Below are 17,869 nucleotides of genomic sequence, written 5' to 3' on the forward strand. Positions count from 1 at the left end.
GCTGTCCTGAAAGTCCGGTATCAGAACCCCTGAAACCATCCGCGCATGCGCTCCAGCATGCCCTTGACCCCGTTGTTGTTCCGCTCTCGATCCATGAACCCTCCTCCCTTGTGCATTTGACCGAATCGCAACAGCCCCACGCCGGTGGCATGGATGGGGTTGCGGACCACGTCCACCAGCCCCGAGACCCCCTGCGGCAGCCCCAGCCGCACCGGCATGTGAAAGACCTCCTCGGCGAGGTCCACCGCGCCCTCCATGCGCGAACTCCCGCCCGTGAGGACCACGCCGGCGGCACACAGGTCCTCGAAACCGGAGCGTCGCAGCTCCGCCTGGACCAGATTGAAGAGCTCCTCGTAGCGCGGCTCCACCACCTCCGCCAGGGTCTGGCGCGCCAGCCGCCGCGGCGGCCGGTCGCCCACCGAGGGGACCTCGATGGTCTCCTCGGAGGTCGCCAGCTGGCGCAGGGCGCAGGCGTACTTCACCTTGATCTCCTCGGCGTGCTGGGTGGGCGTGCGCAGGGCCACGGCGATATCGTTGGTCACCTGATCGCCGGCGATGGGGATGACCGCCGTGTGGCGGATGGCGCCCTCGGCGAAGATGGCCATGTCGGTGGTGCCGCCACCCACGTCCACCAGGCAGACCCCGAGTTCCTTCTCGTCCTCGGTGAGCACGGAGTGGCTGGAGGCGAGCTGCTCCAGGATGATGTCGTCCACCTCCAGGCCGCAGCGGCGCACGCACTTGACGATGTTCTGCGCCGCCGACACGGCCCCGGCCACCATGTGGACCTTGGCCTCCAGGCGCACTCCGGACATGCCCACGGGCTCCCGGATACCCTCCTGGGCATCGATGATGAACTCCTGGGGGATCAGGTGGAGGATCTGCTGGTCCGCCGGGATCGCCACGGCGCGGGCCGCATCCAGCACCCGGTCCACGTCCCCCTGGGTGACCTCCTTGTCCCGGATGGCCACGATGCCGTGGGAGTTCAGGCTCTGGATGTGGCTCCCGGCGATGCCGGCGAAGACCGAGTGGATCTGGCAGCCTGCCATGAGTTCGGCCTCTTCCACCGCCCGCTGGATGGACTGGACGGTGGACTCGATATTCACCACCACGCCCTTCTTCATCCCCCGGGAGGGGTGGGACCCGATGCCGATGACCTCGATGGTGCCCTCGGGATTCACCTCCCCCACGATGGCCACCACCTTGGAGGTCCCGATATCCAGGCCCACGATGAGATTTTTCTCGCCTCGTTTAGACATTCATGCCCTCTCCCGTCGTCCGGCGTGGCCGCCCAGGCTCGGCGGCTCGCCCTCCCAGCGCACGGCAAATCCGTTGGTATAACGCAGATCCACGGCCTTGATGCGATCGGCCATGGGCTGCAGCGTCTCCGGCCAGCTGGCCAGGAAGCGCTGCAGGCGGTCGCGCCAGGCATCACGGCCCAGCACCACCTCGATTCCGTTGTTCAACTCCAGCCTCCAGGCGCGGCGCCGATCCGCGGCGAGCCCCTGGAGCGACAGACCCGCCCCCTCCAGGGTCCGGCCCAGTTCCCGGAAGCGCCGGGCCATGTCCCCGGCCAGCGCCTCCGGACCGCGGAAGGTCGGAAGCCCCTCGGGAAGGCTCTCCGGCGCCGGGCGCAGTAGCACACCCTCGCGGCTGACCACGCCCCCGGCGTCCCAGCGCGCCAGGGGCCGGTGCTCGGTGACCTCGATCCCGAGGCGGTCGGGCCAGATCCGGCGAACGCGGGCCTCCGCGACCCAGGGGAGTGCCTCCACTGCCTTCCGGACGGCGGCTACATCCACGGCGAAGAAGCCGCTGTCGGCGTGGGGCGCCACCGCCCGGCGCACCGCATCGCCGTGGACCCGCTCCAGCCGCCCTTCCAGCTCCACGGCCTCCAGCGGCAGGGTCGCCGGGTCCTGCAGCCAGGAGAGCGCGGTGGCCGCCAGAGCCACCAGCACCAGACCGCCGGCAAAGGCCCCCAGCAGGCGCGGATCCAGCACCTCGTGCCAGCGGGGAGCGGCGTCGCGCCGCCGATCGTGGCGTTTCGCCTGACTCACGCCGCTCCCTCCCCACCGCCCTTGAGAGCGGCGCTGTCGAGTATGGTCCGCGCCAGGGCGGGAAAATCCAACCCCGCCGCCGCGGCGGCCATGGGAACCAGGCTGTGATCGGTCATGCCGGGCACGGTATTCACCTCCACCAGCCAGTCGGTCCCGTCGCCATCCCGGAGGATGTCCACCCGGCCCCAGCCGCGGCCATCCAGGGCCGCGAAGGCCGCGCGGGAGAGGCGCGCCATCGCCGCCTCGTCGGCCTCCGAGAGGCCCGCCGGGCAGTGGTAGCGGGTGGTCTGTTCGCTGTACTTGGCCGCGTAGTCATAGAAGCCCCTGGGGGTCTCCAGCCGGATGGCCGGCAGGGCCCGGTCCCCCAGCAGGGCGACGGTGTACTCCTCGCCGGTCACCCAGCGCTCGGCGAAGACCTCGTCGTCGTAGGCGGCGGCGGCCGCTCGGGCGGCCTCGAGGTCGGTGGCGCGCTCCACGCGGCTCATACCGATGCTCGAGCCCTCCCGGGCCGGCTTGACCATCAGGGGCAGCCCCAGCCGCGCGACCACCGCCTCCGGATCGGTCTCCGGGGTCAGCTCCGCCCAGTCCAGCGTGGGCAGACCGGCCCCGCGCCAGATCCGCTTGCTGCGCAGCTTGTCCATGGCCAGGGCGGAGCCGAGGACGCCGCTGCCGGTATAGGGGATCCCGAACGCCTCCAGGCAGCCCTGGATGACCCCGTCTTCACCACCCCGGCCGTGGAGGGCGATGAAGGCCCGCTCCCAGCCGCCATCGACCAGCGCCCGCACGGCGGTGGGGCCGTCGACATCCAGCGCCTCGGCGCTCACCCCCGCCTGCTGCAGAGCGGCGAGGACCGCCCGCCCGCTCTTGAGCGAGATGGGCCGCTCCGCCGACCAGCCGCCCATGAGGACCACCGCCGTCATGCCGCCACCCCCGCGATCCGGACCTCGGGCTCCAGGACGACGCCGTGGACGGCCCGGACTCGCTCGGCCATGCGGGCCATGAGCGCCTCGATGTCGGCACTGGTGGCCGCGCCGGTGTTGACGATGAAGTTGGCGTGCCGCTCGGAGACGCAGGCCCCGCCCACGCAGGCCCCCTTGAGGCCGGCCGTCTCCAGCAGTCGCGCCGCATGGTCGCCGGGGGGATTGCGGAAGGTGGAGCCCGCCGTGGCCTCCTGGACGGGCTGGGTGGCGCCGCGCTGCTCCAGCAGCTCGCGCACGCCCTCGCGGCCCCGACCGCCCGGCTCCAGGGCCAGTTCCGCGGCGGTGAACCACTCGCCCTCGGGGCCGCGGACGTGGCGATAGCCCACCTCGTAGTCCGCCGGCGTGCGCCGCCGCCGTTCTCCGGCGTGGTCCACGGTCTCCACCGCCACCACGCGCTCCCAGGTCTCGCCTCCGAAGGCGCCGGCGTTCATGGCCAGGGCCCCGCCCAGGGTGCCGGGGATCCCGCCCCAGAACTCGCCCCCGGTCATCCCCGACTTGCCGGCGAAGCGGGCGAGCTTGGCGCAGGGCACCCCGGCCCCGGCGCGCAGGGTCATCGCATCCTGCCACTCCAGGTCCGCCAGGCGGTTGGTGGTGGCGATGACCGTGCCGGGGAAGCCGCCGTCGCGCACCAGCAGGTTGGAACCCAGCCCCAGCCACAACAGCGGCTCCTCCGGCGACAGGCCGGCCAGGAAGGTCGCCAGGTCGTCGGCATCCGCCGGGCGATAGAAACGCGTCGCCGGCCCCCCGGTCCGCCAGGTGGTATGGCGGCTCAGGGGCTCGTCGGTGCGCAGCTCCCCGCGCAGAGCGGTGATCTCGGGAGCGGCCATCATGCGCCCTCCTCCGCCAGCCGCCGGGGCAGTTCGCCGGCCAGGGCGCCGATGCTGCCGGCTCCCAGGGTGACCACGACGTCGCCGGCGCGGATCCGCTCCCGGAGGACGGCCACTGCCTCGTCGGCGTCGGCGGCGAAGACCGGCTCCGCACCACCCCGATCGCGGATGGCGCGGCAGAGGCTGCGACCATCGGCGGTGGGAATGGGGTCCTCCCCGGCGGGGTAGACCTCCATCACCACCAGGTTCTCCACGCCGGCCAGGGTCCGGGCGAAGTCGTCCAGCAGATCCCGGGTGCGGGTGTAGCGATGGGGCTGGAAGACCACGTGGATCCGGCGGTCCGGCCACGCCTCGCTCACCGCCTCCAGCATGGCCGCCAGCTCCCGCGGGTGGTGGCCGTAGTCGTCCACCAGCGTGACGGGGCCGGCCGGCGTGGCCACCCCCTCGGTGACCTGGAAGCGGCGCCCGATCCCGGCGAAGCCCTCCAGGCCCCGGGCGATGGCGGCGGGCTCCACGCCCAGCTCCCGGGCCACCGCGGCGGCGGCCAGGGCGTTGCGCACGTTGTGCCGGCCGGGCAGATTCAGCCGCACCGTCTGCGGCTCGCCATCCGGGAGGTGGAGCTCGAAGCGGGTCACCAGGCCATCGGCCTCCAGCCCCGTGGCGCGGACGTCGGCGCCGTCCTCCAGCCCGTAGGAAAGGACCGGCTTGGCCACCTCCGGGCGCAGGGCGCGCACCTCCGGATCGTCGTGGCAGAGCACCGCCAGACCGTAGAAGGGCAGGTGGCCCAGGAAGGTCAGGAAGGTCTCGCGCAGCCGCTGGAAGTCGCCGCCGTAGGTCTCCAGGTGGTCGGCGTCGATATTGGTAACCACCGCCACCACCGGCGTCAGGTGGAGGAAGGAGGCGTCACTCTCGTCCGCCTCCGCCACCAGGTAGGGGCCGCCGCCCAGACGGGCATTGGCCGCGGCGCTGTTCAGGCGGCCGCCGATGACGAAGGTGGGATCCAGTCCCCCCTCCGCCAGCAGACTCGCCACCAGGCTGGTCGTCGTCGTCTTGCCGTGGGTCCCGGCCACCGCGATGCCGTAGCGGAAGCGCATGAGTTCGGCGAGCATCTCCGCCCGCGGCACCACCGGCACCCGCGCCTCCCGCGCGGCGACCCACTCCGGGTTGTCCGCGGTCACCGCCGACGAAGTGACCACCACGTCGGCATCCGCCACCCGGGCCGGGTCGTGCCCACGCCCCACGGTGGCACCCAGTTCGGCCAGCCGGCGGGTGGCGTCGTTCTCGCCCAGGTCGGAGCCGGAGACGGCGTAGCCGAGATTCAGCAGCACCTCGGCGATCCCGCTCATGCCGGCACCGCCGATCCCGATGAAGTGGATCCGCCGGATGCGGCGCATCAGGGGTACTCCACCCGGGTCCAGGGGGCGGGTCTCAGCCATGGCTCACCTCCCGGCAGATGGCCGCCACCGTCTCCGCCGCCTCCGGCCGCGCCCGCTTGCGGGCCGCGGTGGCCATGGCCTGCAGCCCGCCCCGGCCCCTGGCGGCGTCGGCGGCGACCTCGTCCAGGGCGCGGGCGAGGTTCGCCGTCTCCAGCTGGTCCTGGGGCCAGAGCTGGGCGGCGCCCACATCGGCCAGGTAGGCGGCGTTGCGGGTCTGATGATCATCCACTGCGTGGGGGAAGGGTACCAGCAGGCTCCCCACGCCGGCCGCCGCCAGCTCCGCCACCGTGAGGGCCCCGGAGCGGGCGATAACCAGATCGGCCCAGGCGTAGGCGCTCGCCATGTCCTCCACGAAGGGGACTACCTCCGCAGCAACCCCGGCCTCGGCGTAGGTAGCCCGGGCCTCTTCCTGCTCGCGCTGGCCGGCCTGATGGTGGACCTCGACTTCGCCGCGCCGCTCCATGGCCGCCACCGCCGCGGGTACGGTCCGGTTGAGCGCCAGGGCCCCCTGGCTACCCCCCAGGACCAGGATCCGCAGGGGCCCCTCCCGCCCCTGGAAACGCGCCGCCGGCTCTGGCAGCGCGGCGATATCGGCCCGGACCGGGTTCCCGGTCACCGTGGCGCCCACCCGCTCGGGGAAGGCGCCGGGGAAGGCGGCCAGTACCCGGGCCGGGCGCAGCCGCGCCAGGGCCCGATTGGTCAGGCCGGCGCTGGCGTTCTGTTCATGGATGATCAGCGGACGGCCGGTGAGGCGTGCCGCCAGCCCGCCGGGGCCGGCGGCAAAGCCACCCATGCCGAGTACGGCATCCGCCCCGCGCTGCGCGAGGATCCGGCGGGCACCGAGCACGGCCCGGGTCAGCCGCCACGGGGCGGCCAGCCAGCGGCCGGCCCCGTTGCCGCGCAGCCCCGCTACGCTCAGGGTATCCAGGTCGAAACCGGCCTCCGGCACCACGCGGGCCTCCAGGCCCTCGGCGGTGCCCAGCCAGCTCACCGTGTCCCCGGTGCTGCGCAGGGCCTCGGCCACCGCCAGGGCGGGGAAGATGTGTCCACCGGTGCCGCCGGCGGCGATGACTAGGTGCGCCATGCGCCCCTCCCGCGCCGGTGGCGCTGTGCGAAGCGGTTCTCGTGGTCCACGCGCAGCAGCAGGGCCAGGAGCAGGGCGGTACTCACCACCGAGCTGCCACCATAGCTCACCAGGGGCAGGGTCAGCCCCTTGGTGGGCAGGACGCCCATGTTGACGCCGGCACTGATAAAGACCTGCAGCCCCAGCCAGAGGGCGATGCCGTAGGCGATATAGGCCGCGAAGATGCGACCGGCCGCCTCGGCGACTCGGGCGACCACCAGCCCGCGCACCACCAGCAGGCCGTAGAGGGCCAGGATGGCCAGCACCCCTATCAGCCCCAGTTCTTCGCCGATGACCGCGAAGACGAAGTCGGTGTGCGCCTCCGGCAGGTAGAAGAGCTTCTGCACGGAGCCGCCCAGGCCCACCCCGGTCCACTCGCCGCGGCCGAAGGCGATGAGCGCCTGGGTCAGCTGAAAACCGCTGTTATAGGGGTCGGCCCAGGGATTCAGGAAGGCGGTCACCCGCTCCAGCCGATAGGGGGCGGAGACCACGAGCAACGCCACGACCCCGGCCGCCACCCCGGAGGCCGCGGCGAAGAGCCACAACCGGGCACCGGCCAGGAAGAGCACCCCCAGGACGGTGGCCGCCATGACCACGGCGGCCCCGAAATCGGGCTGGGCCAGCAGCAGGGTCCCGGCGACGGCCAGTAGCAGCAGCGGTTTGAAGAAACCGCCGGCCGAGGTCTGAACCTCTTCCTGGCGACGACCCACATAATCGGCGATGTAGACCAGCAGGGCGATCTTGAAGAACTCCGATACCTGGAGGTTCACCGGACCCAGGGGCAGCCACCGGGTCGCGCCGTTGACCTCCACCCCGACTACCAGGACCACCAGCAACAGGCCAAAGCCCAGCGCCAGCCCCGGTCCCGAGAGGCGCTGCCACTGGGCCAGGGGAGTGGTCACTACCAGCCACCCCAGCGCGGTCCCGGCGGCGTAGAAGACCAGCTGGCGCGCGACGTAGTGGAAGGGCGAACCGAGATTCCGATCGGCGATATCCATGGAGGCCGAGGCGACGATGACCAGCCCCAGCCCCACCAGCAAGGCCACGGCGAGGACCAGAAGGGGGTCGAAGGGCCAGGGCTGGCTGGTCGCGGCTCCGCCCCGGGGGCGATAGCCCTGCTGCAGACCGGACATTGCCTCGCTCATGCCGCCCTCCCCGCCACTGCAGTGGCGAAGGCCTCGCCCCGCTGGGCGTAGCCATCGAACTGGTCGAAGCTGGCGCAGGCCGGCGACAGCAGCACGGTATCTCCGGGCTGCGCCAGCTCCCCGGCGCGGGCCACCGCCTCCGTCATGTCGGCGGCGGCGTGGACCGGGACGTGGGGCGCGAGGACCGCGGCGATGGTCGGGCCGTCCTCGCCCAGGGTCACCGCCGCTCGCAGCCGGCCCCGGCGTGCGGGCTCGGCCAGCGGGGCAAAGTCCTGGTCCTTGCCCTGCCCCCCGGCGATGAGGACCACCGGTACCTCGAGCCCCTCAATGGCCGCCAGGGCCGCACCGACGTTGGTGGCCTTGGAATCGTCGACCCAGGTCACGCCGTCGCTCTCCGCGACCCGGACACAGCGGTGGTCCAGGCCGATGAAGCCGGCCAGTGCGGTCCGCATGGCGGCCCGGGGCAGGCCGGCGGCCTCGCCCAGGGCCAGCGCCGCCAGCGCATTGGCGCGATTGTGCGCGCCCACGAGGGGCAGCTCCGCCGCCGGCATCACCCGCTCTTCCCCGCAGGCGAGCCAGGGTGTCCCGTCGGGGCCGGAGCGGATGCCCCAGTCGCCAGCAGCGGGCTCACCCAGGGTAAAGCCCCGGGTTTGACCCGGCCCCGAGAGGGCCGCCGAACGCGAGTCGTCGCAATTGACCACCAGGGTCTCCGCCCCCCGTGCGATACGCGCCTTGGCGGCGGCGTAGTCGTCCAGGTCGGCGTAGCGGTCCAGGTGGTCGGCGCTGACGTTGAGCACCGTCGCCGCCTTCGGCGCCAGGCTCTCGGTGGTCTCCAGCTGGAAGCTGGAGAGCTCCAGGATGTAGAGGGCCGGCTCGGGATCGGTGAGCAGCTCCAGGGCGGGCGGGCCGTAATTGCCCCCCACCCCGGCGCCCACGCCGGCCTCCGCGGCCATGGCGGCAAGCATGGCCGTCACCGTGGACTTGCCGTTGGAGCCGGTGATGGCGACCACCGGCGCAGTGGCGGCGCGGGCGAAGAGTTCGATATCGCCGATAATCTCCGCCCCGGCCGCCTCGGCCGCGGCGATGGCCGGAGTGGAACGGGCAATGCCGGGGCTGACGATGATCCGCCGGGCCTCGGCCAGAAGCCGGGCATCCAGGCCGCCGGTGATGATCGTCGCCCCCGGATGGGCACGCCGGGCCGCCTCCAGCTCCGGCGGCGCGCTCCGGGTATCCATGGCCACCACCGCCTCGCCGCGAGCGGCGAGATGCGCGAGGCAGGAGACGCCGGTGCGCCCCAGCCCGATGACCACGTTGTTGGCGGAATCGCTCAACCCATTGCCTCCGTTACCGGACCTTCAGCGAGGCCAGACCGATGAGCACCAGGATCACCGTGGTGATCCAGAAGCGGACGATGATCCGTGGCTCCGGCCAACCCTTGAGTTCGAAGTGGTGGTGCAGCGGCGCCATGCGGAAGAACCGCCGCCCCGTGGCGCGGTAGCCGAGCACCTGGACCATGACCGACAGGGTCTCGGCGACGAACACCCCGCCCATGATGAAGAGCACCAGTTCCTGCCGGGTCACCACCGCCATGGCGCCCAAGGCCGCGCCCAGGGCCAGGGCGCCCACGTCGCCCATGAAGACCTGGGCCGGGTAGGCATTGAACCAGAGGAAGCCCAGCCCGGCGCCCACCAGGGCGCCGGCGAAGATGACCACCTCCCCGGCCCCGGCGACGAAGGGAATCCCGAGGTAATCCGCGAAGACGCCATGGCCCACGGCGTAGGCGAAGATCCCCATGGCCCCGCCTACCAGCACCGTGGGCAGGATGGCCAGGCCGTCCAGTCCGTCGGTGAGATTCACCGCATTGGAGGCGCCGACGATGACGAAGTAGGCCAGCAGGATGAACAGCGGCCCCAGCTCCAGGTAGATCCCCTTCACGAAGGGGATGACCAGCTGGGTCTCGATACCGGCCGGGGCGGCATACCAGAGCCAGACAGCGGCGGCGAGGCCGGCCACCGACTGCCAGAAGTACTTGTAGCGCCCGCGCAGCCCCTGGGGATCCTTGAGGACCAGCTTCTTGTAGTCGTCCACCAGGCCGATGAGGCCGAAGGCCAGGGTCACCAGCAGGACCACCCAGACGTAACGGTTGGTGAGGTCGGCCCAGAGCAGGGTGGACAGCCCCAGCGCCACCAGGATGAGGGCGCCGCCCATGGTCGGCGTACCCGCCTTGTCCAGGTGGGACTCGGGACCGTCGTCGCGCACGGTCTGGCCTACCTTGTAGTAGGTGAGCCGGCGGATCATCCAGGGCCCGACGATGAAGGAGATCACCAGCGCCGTGAGCACCCCGAGGATGGCGCGCAGGGTCAGGTACCCGAAGACATTGAAGCCGGAGTGAAACTCCGTGAGCCACTGGCTCAGGTGATAGAGCATGTGTCAGTTCCCCTCTTCGGTCAGGGCCGTCACCACGGCCTCCAGGCCCATGGTACGGGAGCCCTTGACCAGCACTGTCGTCTTGTTATCGAGTTTCCTGGCGAGGGCGCTGGCCAGCTCATCCGGGTCCGCCCACTGCCGACCGCCGCCGAAGGCCTTACCGGCAGCAGCGGCGAGTTCACCCACGGTCCAGAGTTCGTCGATCCCGGCTTCGGCCGCCGCCCGGCCCGCCCGGGCGTGGTAGTCCTCGGCACTGCCCCCGAGTTCCCCCATATCCCCCAGGATCAGGATCCGCCGGCCCGGCGACGCCGCCAGGACCTCCAGGCCCGCGGCCAGGGAGGCGGGGTTGGCATTGTAGGTATCGTCCAGGAGGGTCGCGCCCTTCCGACCCCGACGTTGCACCAGGCGACCGGCCACCGGTGCCGCGGCCTCCAGGCCGGCCGTGACCTCTTCCAGAGTCGCCCCACCCGCCAGGGCCAGGGCCGCCGCCGCGGCGGCGTTGTCCGCATTATGCGATCCCGCCAGCGGCAGATGACACCGCCCCGTTCCCCAGGGCGTCTCCAGGTCCAGCTCCTGGCCCGACTCGGCGGGGGTCGCTGCCACGCGCACCTCGCCGGCCTCCCGGCCAAAGGTGAGGCAGGGCCGACCCTCCGCGAGCCCGCGCCACTGGTCGGCGAAGGGCGAGTCGGCCGGGAACAGCGCCGTCCCCCCGGCCGGAAGGCCGCCGAAGATCTCGCCCTTGGCCGTGGCCACCCCCGCCACGGAACCGAAGCCCTCCAGGTGGGCGGGGCCGGCGTTGGTGACAAGCGCCGCATCCGGCGCCGTCGCGGCGGTAAGTTCGGCGATCTCGCCGGGATGGTTGGCTCCCATCTCGATGACGGCACGCTCGTGGTCGTCCCCCAGCCGCAGCAGGGTCAGGGGGACGCCGATGCGGTTGTTCAGGTTGCCGCGGGTGGACAGGGTGGCGTAGCGCCGCGACAGGATCGCGGCGGTGAGCTCCTTCACCGTGGTCTTGCCGTTGCTGCCGGTGAGCGCCAGCACGGTCCCCTCCCAGGCTCGACGCCAGGCGGAGCCGAGGTCCAGGAGACCGTCCCCGGTGTCGGCCACCTGCCACTGGGGGCACGCCGCCGCCACCGGGTGGTCGACCATGGCGGCCACGGCGCCGGCCTCGGCGGCCGCCGCCACGTGGTCATGGCCGTCGAAACGGGGGCCGCGGAGGGCAATGAAGAGTTCACCGCCGACAACGGCCCGGCTGTCCGTGGTCACGCCGGTGAAGGCGACGTCGGCGCCGTGGAGCTCACCGCCCACGCGCTCGACCCACTGGCCCAACCGCGGCTCAGGCAGGGGCATGGGCACCTCCCCGGCGCTCCAGCGCCGCCCGGGCGGTATCGATATCGGAGAAGGCCCGGCGGGTAGTCCCCACCTCCTGCTCCGCCTCGTGGCCCTTGCCGGCGATGAGCACGGCATCCCCGGCGCCGGCCGTGCCGATGGCGTGGTCGATGGCGGCGGCGCGATCGTGGATGACCGTGACGGCCTCGGGCCGGGCAAAACCGGCGAGGATCTCGCTGGCGATGGCCGCGGGATCCTCCCGGCGCGGATTGTCATCGGTGATCACCACCACATCGGCCCCCGCCTCGGCCACCGCGCCCATGGGTGCGCGCTTGCCCGCATCGCGGTCCCCGCCGCAACCGAAGACCAGCCACAACCGTCCCCGGGTCTGCTCCTGCATGGCGGCCAGCGCCGCCTCCAGGGCGGCCGGGGTGTGGGCATAGTCCACCCGCACCTCCGGCGGTCCGCCCGGGACGGCCTCCAGCCGGCCCGGGGGCGGCATGACCGCCGCCAGGGCCGCGGCGATGGCGGCCGGCTGCCACTCCAGGGCCACCAGGGTGGCCACCACGGCGAGGGCGTTGGCCGCGTTGAAGGCCCCGGGCAGGGGCAGATCCAGCCGAACCGGCCCCACCGGTGTGGCCAGGGCCAGCCGCTGCCCGCCGTAGTGCGGCTCCCGCCCCTGCAACGCTACCTCGGCGGTGGCGTGGACCCCGTAATGGATGATCCGGCAGCCGGCCGGTACCACGGCAGCCATCTGCGGGGCCGCCGGGTCGTCGGCATTGATGACCGCCACCTTCAGCTCCGGCCGGGCAAAGAGTCGCGCCTTGGCGGCGATGTAGGCCTCCATGTCGGCGTGGTAGTCCAGGTGGTCCCGGCTGAGATTGGTGAAGACGGCGATATCCACGGCGGCGCCGGCCAGCCGCTCCTGGGCCAGGGCGTGGGAGGAGACCTCCATGACCGCGGCCCCCGCCCCGGTGTCCCGAAAGCCGGCCAGGGTCTGCTGGAGGGTCACCGGATCCGGTGTGGTGTGGATGGCCGGCGCCAGATCGGGCCACAGGCCGTGGCCCAGGGTCCCGATGAGGCCGGCCGGCCGCTCGCCACCGCCGAGGGCCTGGGCCAGGAGCCAGGCACAGGTGGACTTGCCGTTGGTCCCGGTGACCCCGATGAGGGTGAGCGCCGAAGCCGGGTCTCCCAGGGAACGGGCGGCGATGGTGCCGGCCGCCGCGCGCAGTCCGGGGACCGGCAGGGCGTCGGCCACGGGCGCCTCGCCGTCCGCCGGTTCCCAGGCAATGGCCACCGCGCCGCGCTCCCGGGCCTCGGTGGCATGGGCGCGGCGCTGCTCGCCCTCCCGGGCGATGGCCAGGAAGAGGTCTCCCGGGGAGGCGTGGCGGCTGTCGGCGGCAACACCGGTCACCTCCCCGTGCAGGGGGGCGTCGGTGAGGCCGGCCAGCAGCTCGGCCAGGGAGCGGGGTTCGATGACGGCAGCGCTCATTGCCCCTCCTCCCGCCAGGCCAGCCGAGGCTGCTCCTCGTCGAGATCGTCCGGCGGAATGTCCAGCAGGCGCACGGCGCCGGACATCACCCGGCTGAAGACCGGTGCCGCCACCTGCCCGCCGTAGTATTCGCCGTTGCGCGGTTCATCGATGGTCACCACCATCACCAGGCGCGGATCGCTGGCCGGGATCAGGCCGGCGAAGAGCGCCTGGTAGCGGTCGTCGGCGTAGCCCCCGGCCACGGCCTTCTTCACCGTGCCGGTCTTGCCGGCCACCCGGTAGCCGGGGACGTCGGCGCGGTGACCGGTGCCGCCGGGGGCGACCACGGCCTCCATCATGCGGCGCACGGCGCGCTGCACCTCCGGATCGAGGACCTGCTCGCGGACGCCCGGATTGCGGTCTGCCACGAACCGCACCGGCTTCCGGACCCCGTCCCGCGCCAGCACCGTGTAGGCCCGCGCCAGCTGCAGTGGCGTGGTGGAGATCCCGTAGCCGAAGCCCAGGGTGGCCCGCTCGACCTTGCCCCACTGGAAGAAGTCGCCGAGGTGGCCGTTGGCTTCGCCGGGGAAGCCGCTGCCGCTGGTACCGCCGAAACCCAGGGCGGAGAGGGTTCCCCAGAGCCGCTCGGGAGGCGTCTCCAGGGCGATCTTGGCCGCCCCGATGTTGCTGGATTTGCGGATCACCCCGGCCACCTCCAGGGTGCCGTAGCCACGGACGTCACGGATCTCCATCCCCGCCACCCGGTGGTAACCGTTGCCGGTTTCTACCTCGGTATCCGGCTCGAAGCGGCCGCTGGCCAGCGCCGCAGCGGCGATGAAGGGCTTGATGGTGGACCCCGGCTCCAGCAGGTCGGTGACGGCGCGGTTCCGCCCCGAGGCGCCGCTGGCGTTGTCACGGTTGTTGGGGTTGAAGGACGGCTGGTTGACCATGGCCAGGACCTCGGCGCTGCGCGCGTCCAGGATCACGGCGCTGCCCCCCTTGGCGTCGTGACGGGTCACCGCGGCCTTGAGTTCGCGGTAGGCGAGATACTGCAGGCGGCGGTCCAGGGTCAGGCGCAGATTCTCCCCCGGCTCGGGCGGACGAAGCCGCTCCACATCTTCCACCACGTGGCCGAGACGGTCCTTGATGACCCGCTTCTTGCCGACCCGACCGCTGAGCTGCTCCTCCCACGCCATCTCCAGGCCGGCGATCCCCTTCTCGTCGATATCGGTCATGCCCACGAGCTGGGCCGCCACCTCGCCGGTGGGGTAGTAGCGGCGATATTCGCGGCGCAGATGGACACCGGGCAGCCCCAGCTCGGTGGCCTCCCGGGCCACCTCCGGGGAGACCTGGCGGCGCAGGTAGACGAAGGAGCGTCCCTGCCGGGCCTCGACGAAGTCGGCCATCCGCTGCGGATCGAGGCCCAGGGTCCGGGCCAGCTCCGGCCAGCGCTCCCGGGCGGCCAGGAAGTCCTCCGGCTTGACCCAGACGGAGTCCACCGGGGTGCTCACCGCCAGCGGCTCGCCGTGGCGGTCGAGGATGTTGCCGCGATGGGCGGGGATATCGACCACGCGCAGGTGACGGGCATCCCCCTCGCTCTGGAGGAAGCCGCTGTCCAGGACCTGCAGGTCCACCGCGCGACCGACGAGCACCGCCAGCCCCACCAGGAGCAGGGCCCCGACCACCATCAGGCGGCGGGGGGATGGACCATTGTCCGGCTCGGTGCCTGCCACGCTAATCCCTCACGATGATGACGCGGTCCATGGGGGGCCGCTCCATGTTCAGCTGCTCCCGGGCGATCCCCTCGATACGGGCGTGGGTCCCCCAGGTACTCTGCTCCAGCTGCAACCGACTCCATTCGGCGTTGTATTCATCCCGACGCTCTTCCAGGGCCTGAAGCTCGCCGAAGAGCTGCCGACTCTGGTGCTTGGACCAGACCACACCCAGGGCGGAGAGCAGCACCAGCAGCCCCATAAGGACGGTGATCCCGGCCGTGAGCCCCCTCAATCCCGCCGCTCCGCCACCCGGAGCACGGCGCTGCGCGCCCGGGGGTTCTCGTCCACTTCCGCCTCGCCGGCGCGCCGCGCACCGCCCACGAGGGTCAGCCGCCGCCGGATCTGATCCTCCCGCAGCGGCATGTCCGGCGGGGCATCGCCCCGCGCCTCGTCGCGCATGAAGCGCTTCACCCGACGGTCCTCCAGGGAGTGGAAGCTGATGATCGCCAGCCGCCCGCCCCGGGTGAGGGCCTCCAGCGCCACCGGCAGGACCCGGTCCAGCTCCCCCAGTTCGTCATTGATGGCGATACGCAGGGCCTGGAAGGTCCGCGTGGCCGGATCCCGGCCCGGCTCCCGCCGCGGTACCGCCTCGGCGATGAGGGCGGCGAGCCGGCCGGTGGTCGTGATCGGCTCCTCCTCTCGGGCGGCGACGATGGCCCGGGCGATCCGCCGGGCGAAGCGCTCCTCGCCGTAGTCGCGCAGCACCCGGACCAGCTCCTTCTCCTCCACCCGGGCCAGCCAGCTCGCGGCATCCTCGCCCCGGGTGGGATCCATGCGCATATCCAGCGGGCCGTCGTGGCGAAAGCTGAATCCCCGCTCCCCCTGGTCCAGCTGAGGCGAGGAGACGCCCAGGTCCAGCAGGATCCCGTCCACCGAGCCGTTGAGATCGACGGCCGTGAGATGTTCGCCCAGATGGGCGAAGGAATCCGCGATGATGGTCACACGCGCATCCTCCCCCAGCTGCTCCCGGGCGGCTGCTACCGCCTCCGGATCCCGATCCACGACCCAGAGCCGCCCCTCCGGCCCCAGATGCTCGAGGATGGCCGCGGCATGGCCGCCCCGGCCATAGGTCCCGTCGACATAGAGACCGTCGGAACGGATGGCCAGCGCCTGGAGGGCGGCGTCGCAGAGGACCGGTCGATGCCCGCCCATGGCCTAGAGGGAGAGCCCTTCGAGCTCGGCTGGGAGTTCACCATCACCCTCGGCCTCCTCCTGGAACCAGAGTTCGCGGTTGCTGTTCCAGCGATCCTCGTCCCAGATCTCGAACTTGTTGCCCTGCCCCACCAGCACCGTGCGCCGGTCCAGGCCGGCGAACTCGCGCAACGGCTGCGGCAGGAGGATCCGGCCGCTGCCATCCATGTCCACGTCGGTGGCATGACCGATATACAGGCGCTGCAGACGGCGGATGGTCGGATTGAGGCTGGAGAGCTGGGTCAGCTTGCGCTCCAGGCTCTCCCATTCGGGCAGCGGATAGAGCAGGAGACAGTAGTCACGGTCCACCGTGACCACCATCTGGCCCTCACTCAGCTCCATGATGCGCTCGCGATGCCGGGCGGGGATGGCCAATCGGCCCTTGCCGTCCAGTGCGAGCGCGCTGACCCCTCGAAACACAACCCCTCCCGGCTATGGGCGCGCCTGCCATTTTTTCCCACTTCCTCCCACTTGCCGACACTATAGGTAGCGGTTTTCCCCCGTGTCAACCTGAACTGGGCAGTAACTGACCGATTTCTTTCTTTTGACACAAGGACTTACCGATTCCCCTAGTGCACGCTTGGGAATACCGGCAAACCGGCATGGATTCAGCGAGTTGCCGCTAATCGCTCAAGGGATTCCTGAATTCCGGGCGGAAGGGGCCGGAGATATGAATCGAAGGTCGGAGAGTCTTCGAGGGGAGAAGGAGCCGGTCGTTAAGCCGGGTTCTGTCGCGGACAGTCATTCGTCTGGGACGTGCGTCGCCGCACGCCTCAAGCAGCCTACCCGGGGGCGGATGCGGGCCACACCGTCTGCCCCCCTATTCGGCCTTGCTCCGGGTGGGGTTTGCCGTGCCGCCGACGTTGCCGCCGGCGCGGTGCGCTCTTACCGCACCTTTTCACCCTTGCCGGCGCCCCGCGGGGCGCTTGGGCGGTCTGTTTTCTGTGGCACTTTCCGTCGGCTCGCGCCGCCCAGGCGTTACCTGGCACCCTGCCCTGTGGAGCCCGGACTTTCCTCCGCGCCGCCCGATGGCGAAGCAGCGACTGCCTGACCGACTCCAGCAGGTATTGTCGGGGCGCCGGGTCGCGGTTGCAAGCCGAGGGGAAGCTGAAAGCGTCGGTTCCCGAACCCGGGGCAGGGTCCGTCAGGGACGCCGTGGATACCTCCCTGTAGGCTTGCGCGCAACATCCCTGTTGCGCGACACCCTGACGGACCCTGCCCCGGGTTCGGGAACCGACGCGCCCCCGCTACGCGGATTCCGCATCTATCGGTCACCCTCCCCCTCCTGGAGGTAACGGTAGAGGGTGTTGCGCCGCGCCCCGGTGAGATCGGCGGCCACCGCGGCTGCCCGACGGGGCGGCAATTCCGCTGCCAGCCGGGTGACCAGCCGGCAGGTCGCCTCATCCAGGGCGTCGGGGTCCGGCGGCGGCGCACCGCCCACCACGAGGACCATCTCCCCGCGGCGCTGGTCCGGATCGGCGGTCACCGCCGCGGCCACGCCGGCCAGGTCAGGGCCCAGGAAGGTCTCGTGGCGCTTGGTGAGCTCCCGGGCCAGGGTGGCCGGACGGTCGCCCCCCAGGATCTCCACCAGGTCGGCCAGGCAGGCCTCGATACGGTGCGGGGCCTCGAAGAAGACCAGGGTGCGCGCCTCGCGGGCCAGTCCGTCCAGCCGCTGGCGGCGAGCCCCGGCCTTGGCGGGGAGAAAGCCCTCGAAACAGAAGCGGTCCGAGGGGATGCCGGCACCCATCAGGGCAGCCAGCAGGGCACTGGGACCGGGAATGGGCGTAACGCGGATCCCGGCCTCCCGGGCGGCCCGGACCAGTCGGAAACCGGGATCGGAGACCAGCGGCGTACCGGCATCACTGACCAGGGCGAGGTTCTCCCCGGCCTCCAGGCGGCTTACCAGCGCCGGGATCCGGTCGCGCTCGTTGTGCTCGTGCAGCGACACCAGGGGCGGATGGGCCCCGATATGCTCCATCAGCCTGCCCGTACGCCGCGTATCCTCGCAGGCCACGGCATCGGCCCGCGCCAGCGCCTCCGCGGCCCGGGGCGAGAGATCCCCGAGATGGCCGATGGGCGTCGCCACTACTTCGAGCCCGCTTGTCTCCATTGAC

The 17,869-nt window shown here is 71.8% G+C and carries 16 protein-coding genes and 1 other RNA gene; all 17 read right to left on the reverse strand.

All coding sequences use genetic code 11. From position 1 onward, the window contains the following. Nucleotides 1-20: 20 nt before the first annotated feature. A complete protein-coding gene (gene ftsA, locus BM272_RS06250) occupies nucleotides 21-1,256 on the reverse strand; it encodes a cell division protein FtsA (RefSeq protein ID WP_093427915.1) in 1,236 nt (411 codons plus the stop codon). Then, nucleotides 1,257-2,051, reverse strand: a complete 795-nt coding sequence (locus BM272_RS06255; RefSeq protein ID WP_093427916.1) for a cell division protein FtsQ/DivIB — start codon at nucleotides 2,049-2,051, stop codon at nucleotides 1,257-1,259. After that, the gene (locus BM272_RS06260; RefSeq protein WP_093427917.1) at nucleotides 2,048-2,971 is read right to left on the reverse strand and encodes a D-alanine--D-alanine ligase; all 924 of its coding nucleotides are present in this window, start codon (nucleotides 2,969-2,971) and stop codon (nucleotides 2,048-2,050) included. The genes BM272_RS06255 and BM272_RS06260 overlap by 4 nt, the downstream gene beginning before the upstream one ends. Continuing rightward, nucleotides 2,968-3,858 carry a UDP-N-acetylmuramate dehydrogenase gene (gene murB, locus BM272_RS06265; RefSeq protein WP_093428003.1) on the reverse strand — a complete coding sequence of 297 codons (891 nt, stop codon included), beginning with the start codon at nucleotides 3,856-3,858 and terminating at the stop codon, nucleotides 2,968-2,970. Before murB ends, BM272_RS06260 begins: the two co-directional genes overlap by 4 nt. Next, a complete protein-coding gene (gene murC / locus BM272_RS06270; protein WP_240308045.1) occupies nucleotides 3,858-5,294 on the reverse strand; it encodes a UDP-N-acetylmuramate--L-alanine ligase in 1,437 nt (478 codons plus the stop codon). The genes murB and murC overlap by 1 nt, the downstream gene beginning before the upstream one ends. After that, entirely contained in the window at nucleotides 5,287-6,378 is a 1,092-nt protein-coding gene (gene murG, locus BM272_RS06275; protein ID WP_093427919.1) for an undecaprenyldiphospho-muramoylpentapeptide beta-N-acetylglucosaminyltransferase, read from the reverse strand. Before murG ends, murC begins: the two co-directional genes overlap by 8 nt. Beyond that, nucleotides 6,366-7,550 (reverse strand): putative lipid II flippase FtsW, encoded by a 1,185-nt coding sequence (gene ftsW, locus BM272_RS06280; protein WP_093428004.1) that lies wholly within the window; start codon nucleotides 7,548-7,550, stop codon nucleotides 6,366-6,368. Before ftsW ends, murG begins: the two co-directional genes overlap by 13 nt. Before the next feature lie 8 nt (nucleotides 7,551-7,558). After that, nucleotides 7,559-8,893: a UDP-N-acetylmuramoyl-L-alanine--D-glutamate ligase gene (gene murD / locus BM272_RS06285; protein ID WP_093427920.1), complete on the reverse strand. Its 1,335-nt coding sequence runs from the start codon at nucleotides 8,891-8,893 to the stop codon at nucleotides 7,559-7,561. A 13-nt stretch (nucleotides 8,894-8,906) separates the two neighbouring features. Then, a complete protein-coding gene (gene mraY, locus BM272_RS06290) occupies nucleotides 8,907-9,989 on the reverse strand; it encodes a phospho-N-acetylmuramoyl-pentapeptide-transferase (protein WP_093427921.1) in 1,083 nt (360 codons plus the stop codon). A 3-nt stretch (nucleotides 9,990-9,992) separates the two neighbouring features. Beyond that, the gene (locus BM272_RS06295) at nucleotides 9,993-11,339 is read right to left on the reverse strand and encodes a UDP-N-acetylmuramoyl-tripeptide--D-alanyl-D-alanine ligase (RefSeq protein ID WP_093427922.1); all 1,347 of its coding nucleotides are present in this window, start codon (nucleotides 11,337-11,339) and stop codon (nucleotides 9,993-9,995) included. Continuing rightward, entirely contained in the window at nucleotides 11,326-12,810 is a 1,485-nt protein-coding gene (locus BM272_RS06300; protein ID WP_093427923.1) for a UDP-N-acetylmuramoyl-L-alanyl-D-glutamate--2,6-diaminopimelate ligase, read from the reverse strand. The genes BM272_RS06295 and BM272_RS06300 overlap by 14 nt, the downstream gene beginning before the upstream one ends. After that, nucleotides 12,807-14,477, reverse strand: a complete 1,671-nt coding sequence (locus BM272_RS06305; protein ID WP_093428005.1) for a peptidoglycan D,D-transpeptidase FtsI family protein — start codon at nucleotides 14,475-14,477, stop codon at nucleotides 12,807-12,809. The genes BM272_RS06300 and BM272_RS06305 overlap by 4 nt, the downstream gene beginning before the upstream one ends. A gap of 46 nt (nucleotides 14,478-14,523) precedes the next feature. Continuing rightward, nucleotides 14,524-14,796, reverse strand: coding sequence for a cell division protein FtsL (gene ftsL, locus BM272_RS06310; RefSeq protein WP_399349022.1), 273 nt, complete (start codon nucleotides 14,794-14,796; stop codon nucleotides 14,524-14,526). After that, nucleotides 14,793-15,716: a 16S rRNA (cytosine(1402)-N(4))-methyltransferase RsmH gene (rsmH, locus tag BM272_RS06315; RefSeq protein WP_093427924.1), complete on the reverse strand. Its 924-nt coding sequence runs from the start codon at nucleotides 15,714-15,716 to the stop codon at nucleotides 14,793-14,795. Before rsmH ends, ftsL begins: the two co-directional genes overlap by 4 nt. A 3-nt stretch (nucleotides 15,717-15,719) precedes the next feature. Continuing rightward, entirely contained in the window at nucleotides 15,720-16,175 is a 456-nt protein-coding gene (gene mraZ, locus BM272_RS06320; protein WP_093427925.1) for a division/cell wall cluster transcriptional repressor MraZ, read from the reverse strand. 281 nt (nucleotides 16,176-16,456) lie between these two features. Next, nucleotides 16,457-16,814: RNase P RNA component class A (rnpB, locus tag BM272_RS06325), an RNA gene on the reverse strand. Nucleotides 16,815-17,019: 205 nt separating this feature from the next. Further along, nucleotides 17,020-17,865 (reverse strand): 16S rRNA (cytidine(1402)-2'-O)-methyltransferase, encoded by an 846-nt coding sequence (rsmI, locus tag BM272_RS06330; protein ID WP_093427926.1) that lies wholly within the window; start codon nucleotides 17,863-17,865, stop codon nucleotides 17,020-17,022. Nucleotides 17,866-17,869 lie beyond the last annotated feature (4 nt).

It is taken from the genome of Thiohalospira halophila DSM 15071, from assembly GCF_900112605.1.
GTDB lineage: Bacteria > Pseudomonadota > Gammaproteobacteria > Thiohalospirales > Thiohalospiraceae > Thiohalospira > Thiohalospira halophila.

Coding starts and splice junctions, on each gene's coding strand:
- ftsA (WP_093427915.1), bottom strand. CDS start 1,256: ATGTCTAAACGAGGCGAGAAAAATCTCATCGTGGGCCTGGATATCGGG.
- BM272_RS06260 (WP_093427917.1), bottom strand. CDS start 2,971: ATGACGGCGGTGGTCCTCATGGGCGGCTGGTCGGCGGAGCGGCCCATC.
- murB (WP_093428003.1), bottom strand. CDS start 3,858: ATGGCCGCTCCCGAGATCACCGCTCTGCGCGGGGAGCTGCGCACCGAC.
- murC (WP_240308045.1), bottom strand. CDS start 5,294: ATGGCTGAGACCCGCCCCCTGGACCCGGGTGGAGTACCCCTGATGCGC.
- murG (WP_093427919.1), bottom strand. CDS start 6,378: ATGGCGCACCTAGTCATCGCCGCCGGCGGCACCGGTGGACACATCTTC.
- ftsW (WP_093428004.1), bottom strand. CDS start 7,550: ATGTCCGGTCTGCAGCAGGGCTATCGCCCCCGGGGCGGAGCCGCGACC.
- mraY (WP_093427921.1), bottom strand. CDS start 9,989: ATGCTCTATCACCTGAGCCAGTGGCTCACGGAGTTTCACTCCGGCTTC.
- BM272_RS06295 (WP_093427922.1), bottom strand. CDS start 11,339: ATGCCCCTGCCTGAGCCGCGGTTGGGCCAGTGGGTCGAGCGCGTGGGC.
- BM272_RS06300 (WP_093427923.1), bottom strand. CDS start 12,810: ATGAGCGCTGCCGTCATCGAACCCCGCTCCCTGGCCGAGCTGCTGGCC.
- BM272_RS06305 (WP_093428005.1), bottom strand. CDS start 14,477: ATGGTGGTCGGGGCCCTGCTCCTGGTGGGGCTGGCGGTGCTCGTCGGT.
- rsmH (WP_093427924.1), bottom strand. CDS start 15,716: ATGGGCGGGCATCGACCGGTCCTCTGCGACGCCGCCCTCCAGGCGCTG.
- rsmI (WP_093427926.1), bottom strand. CDS start 17,865: ATGGAGACAAGCGGGCTCGAAGTAGTGGCGACGCCCATCGGCCATCTC.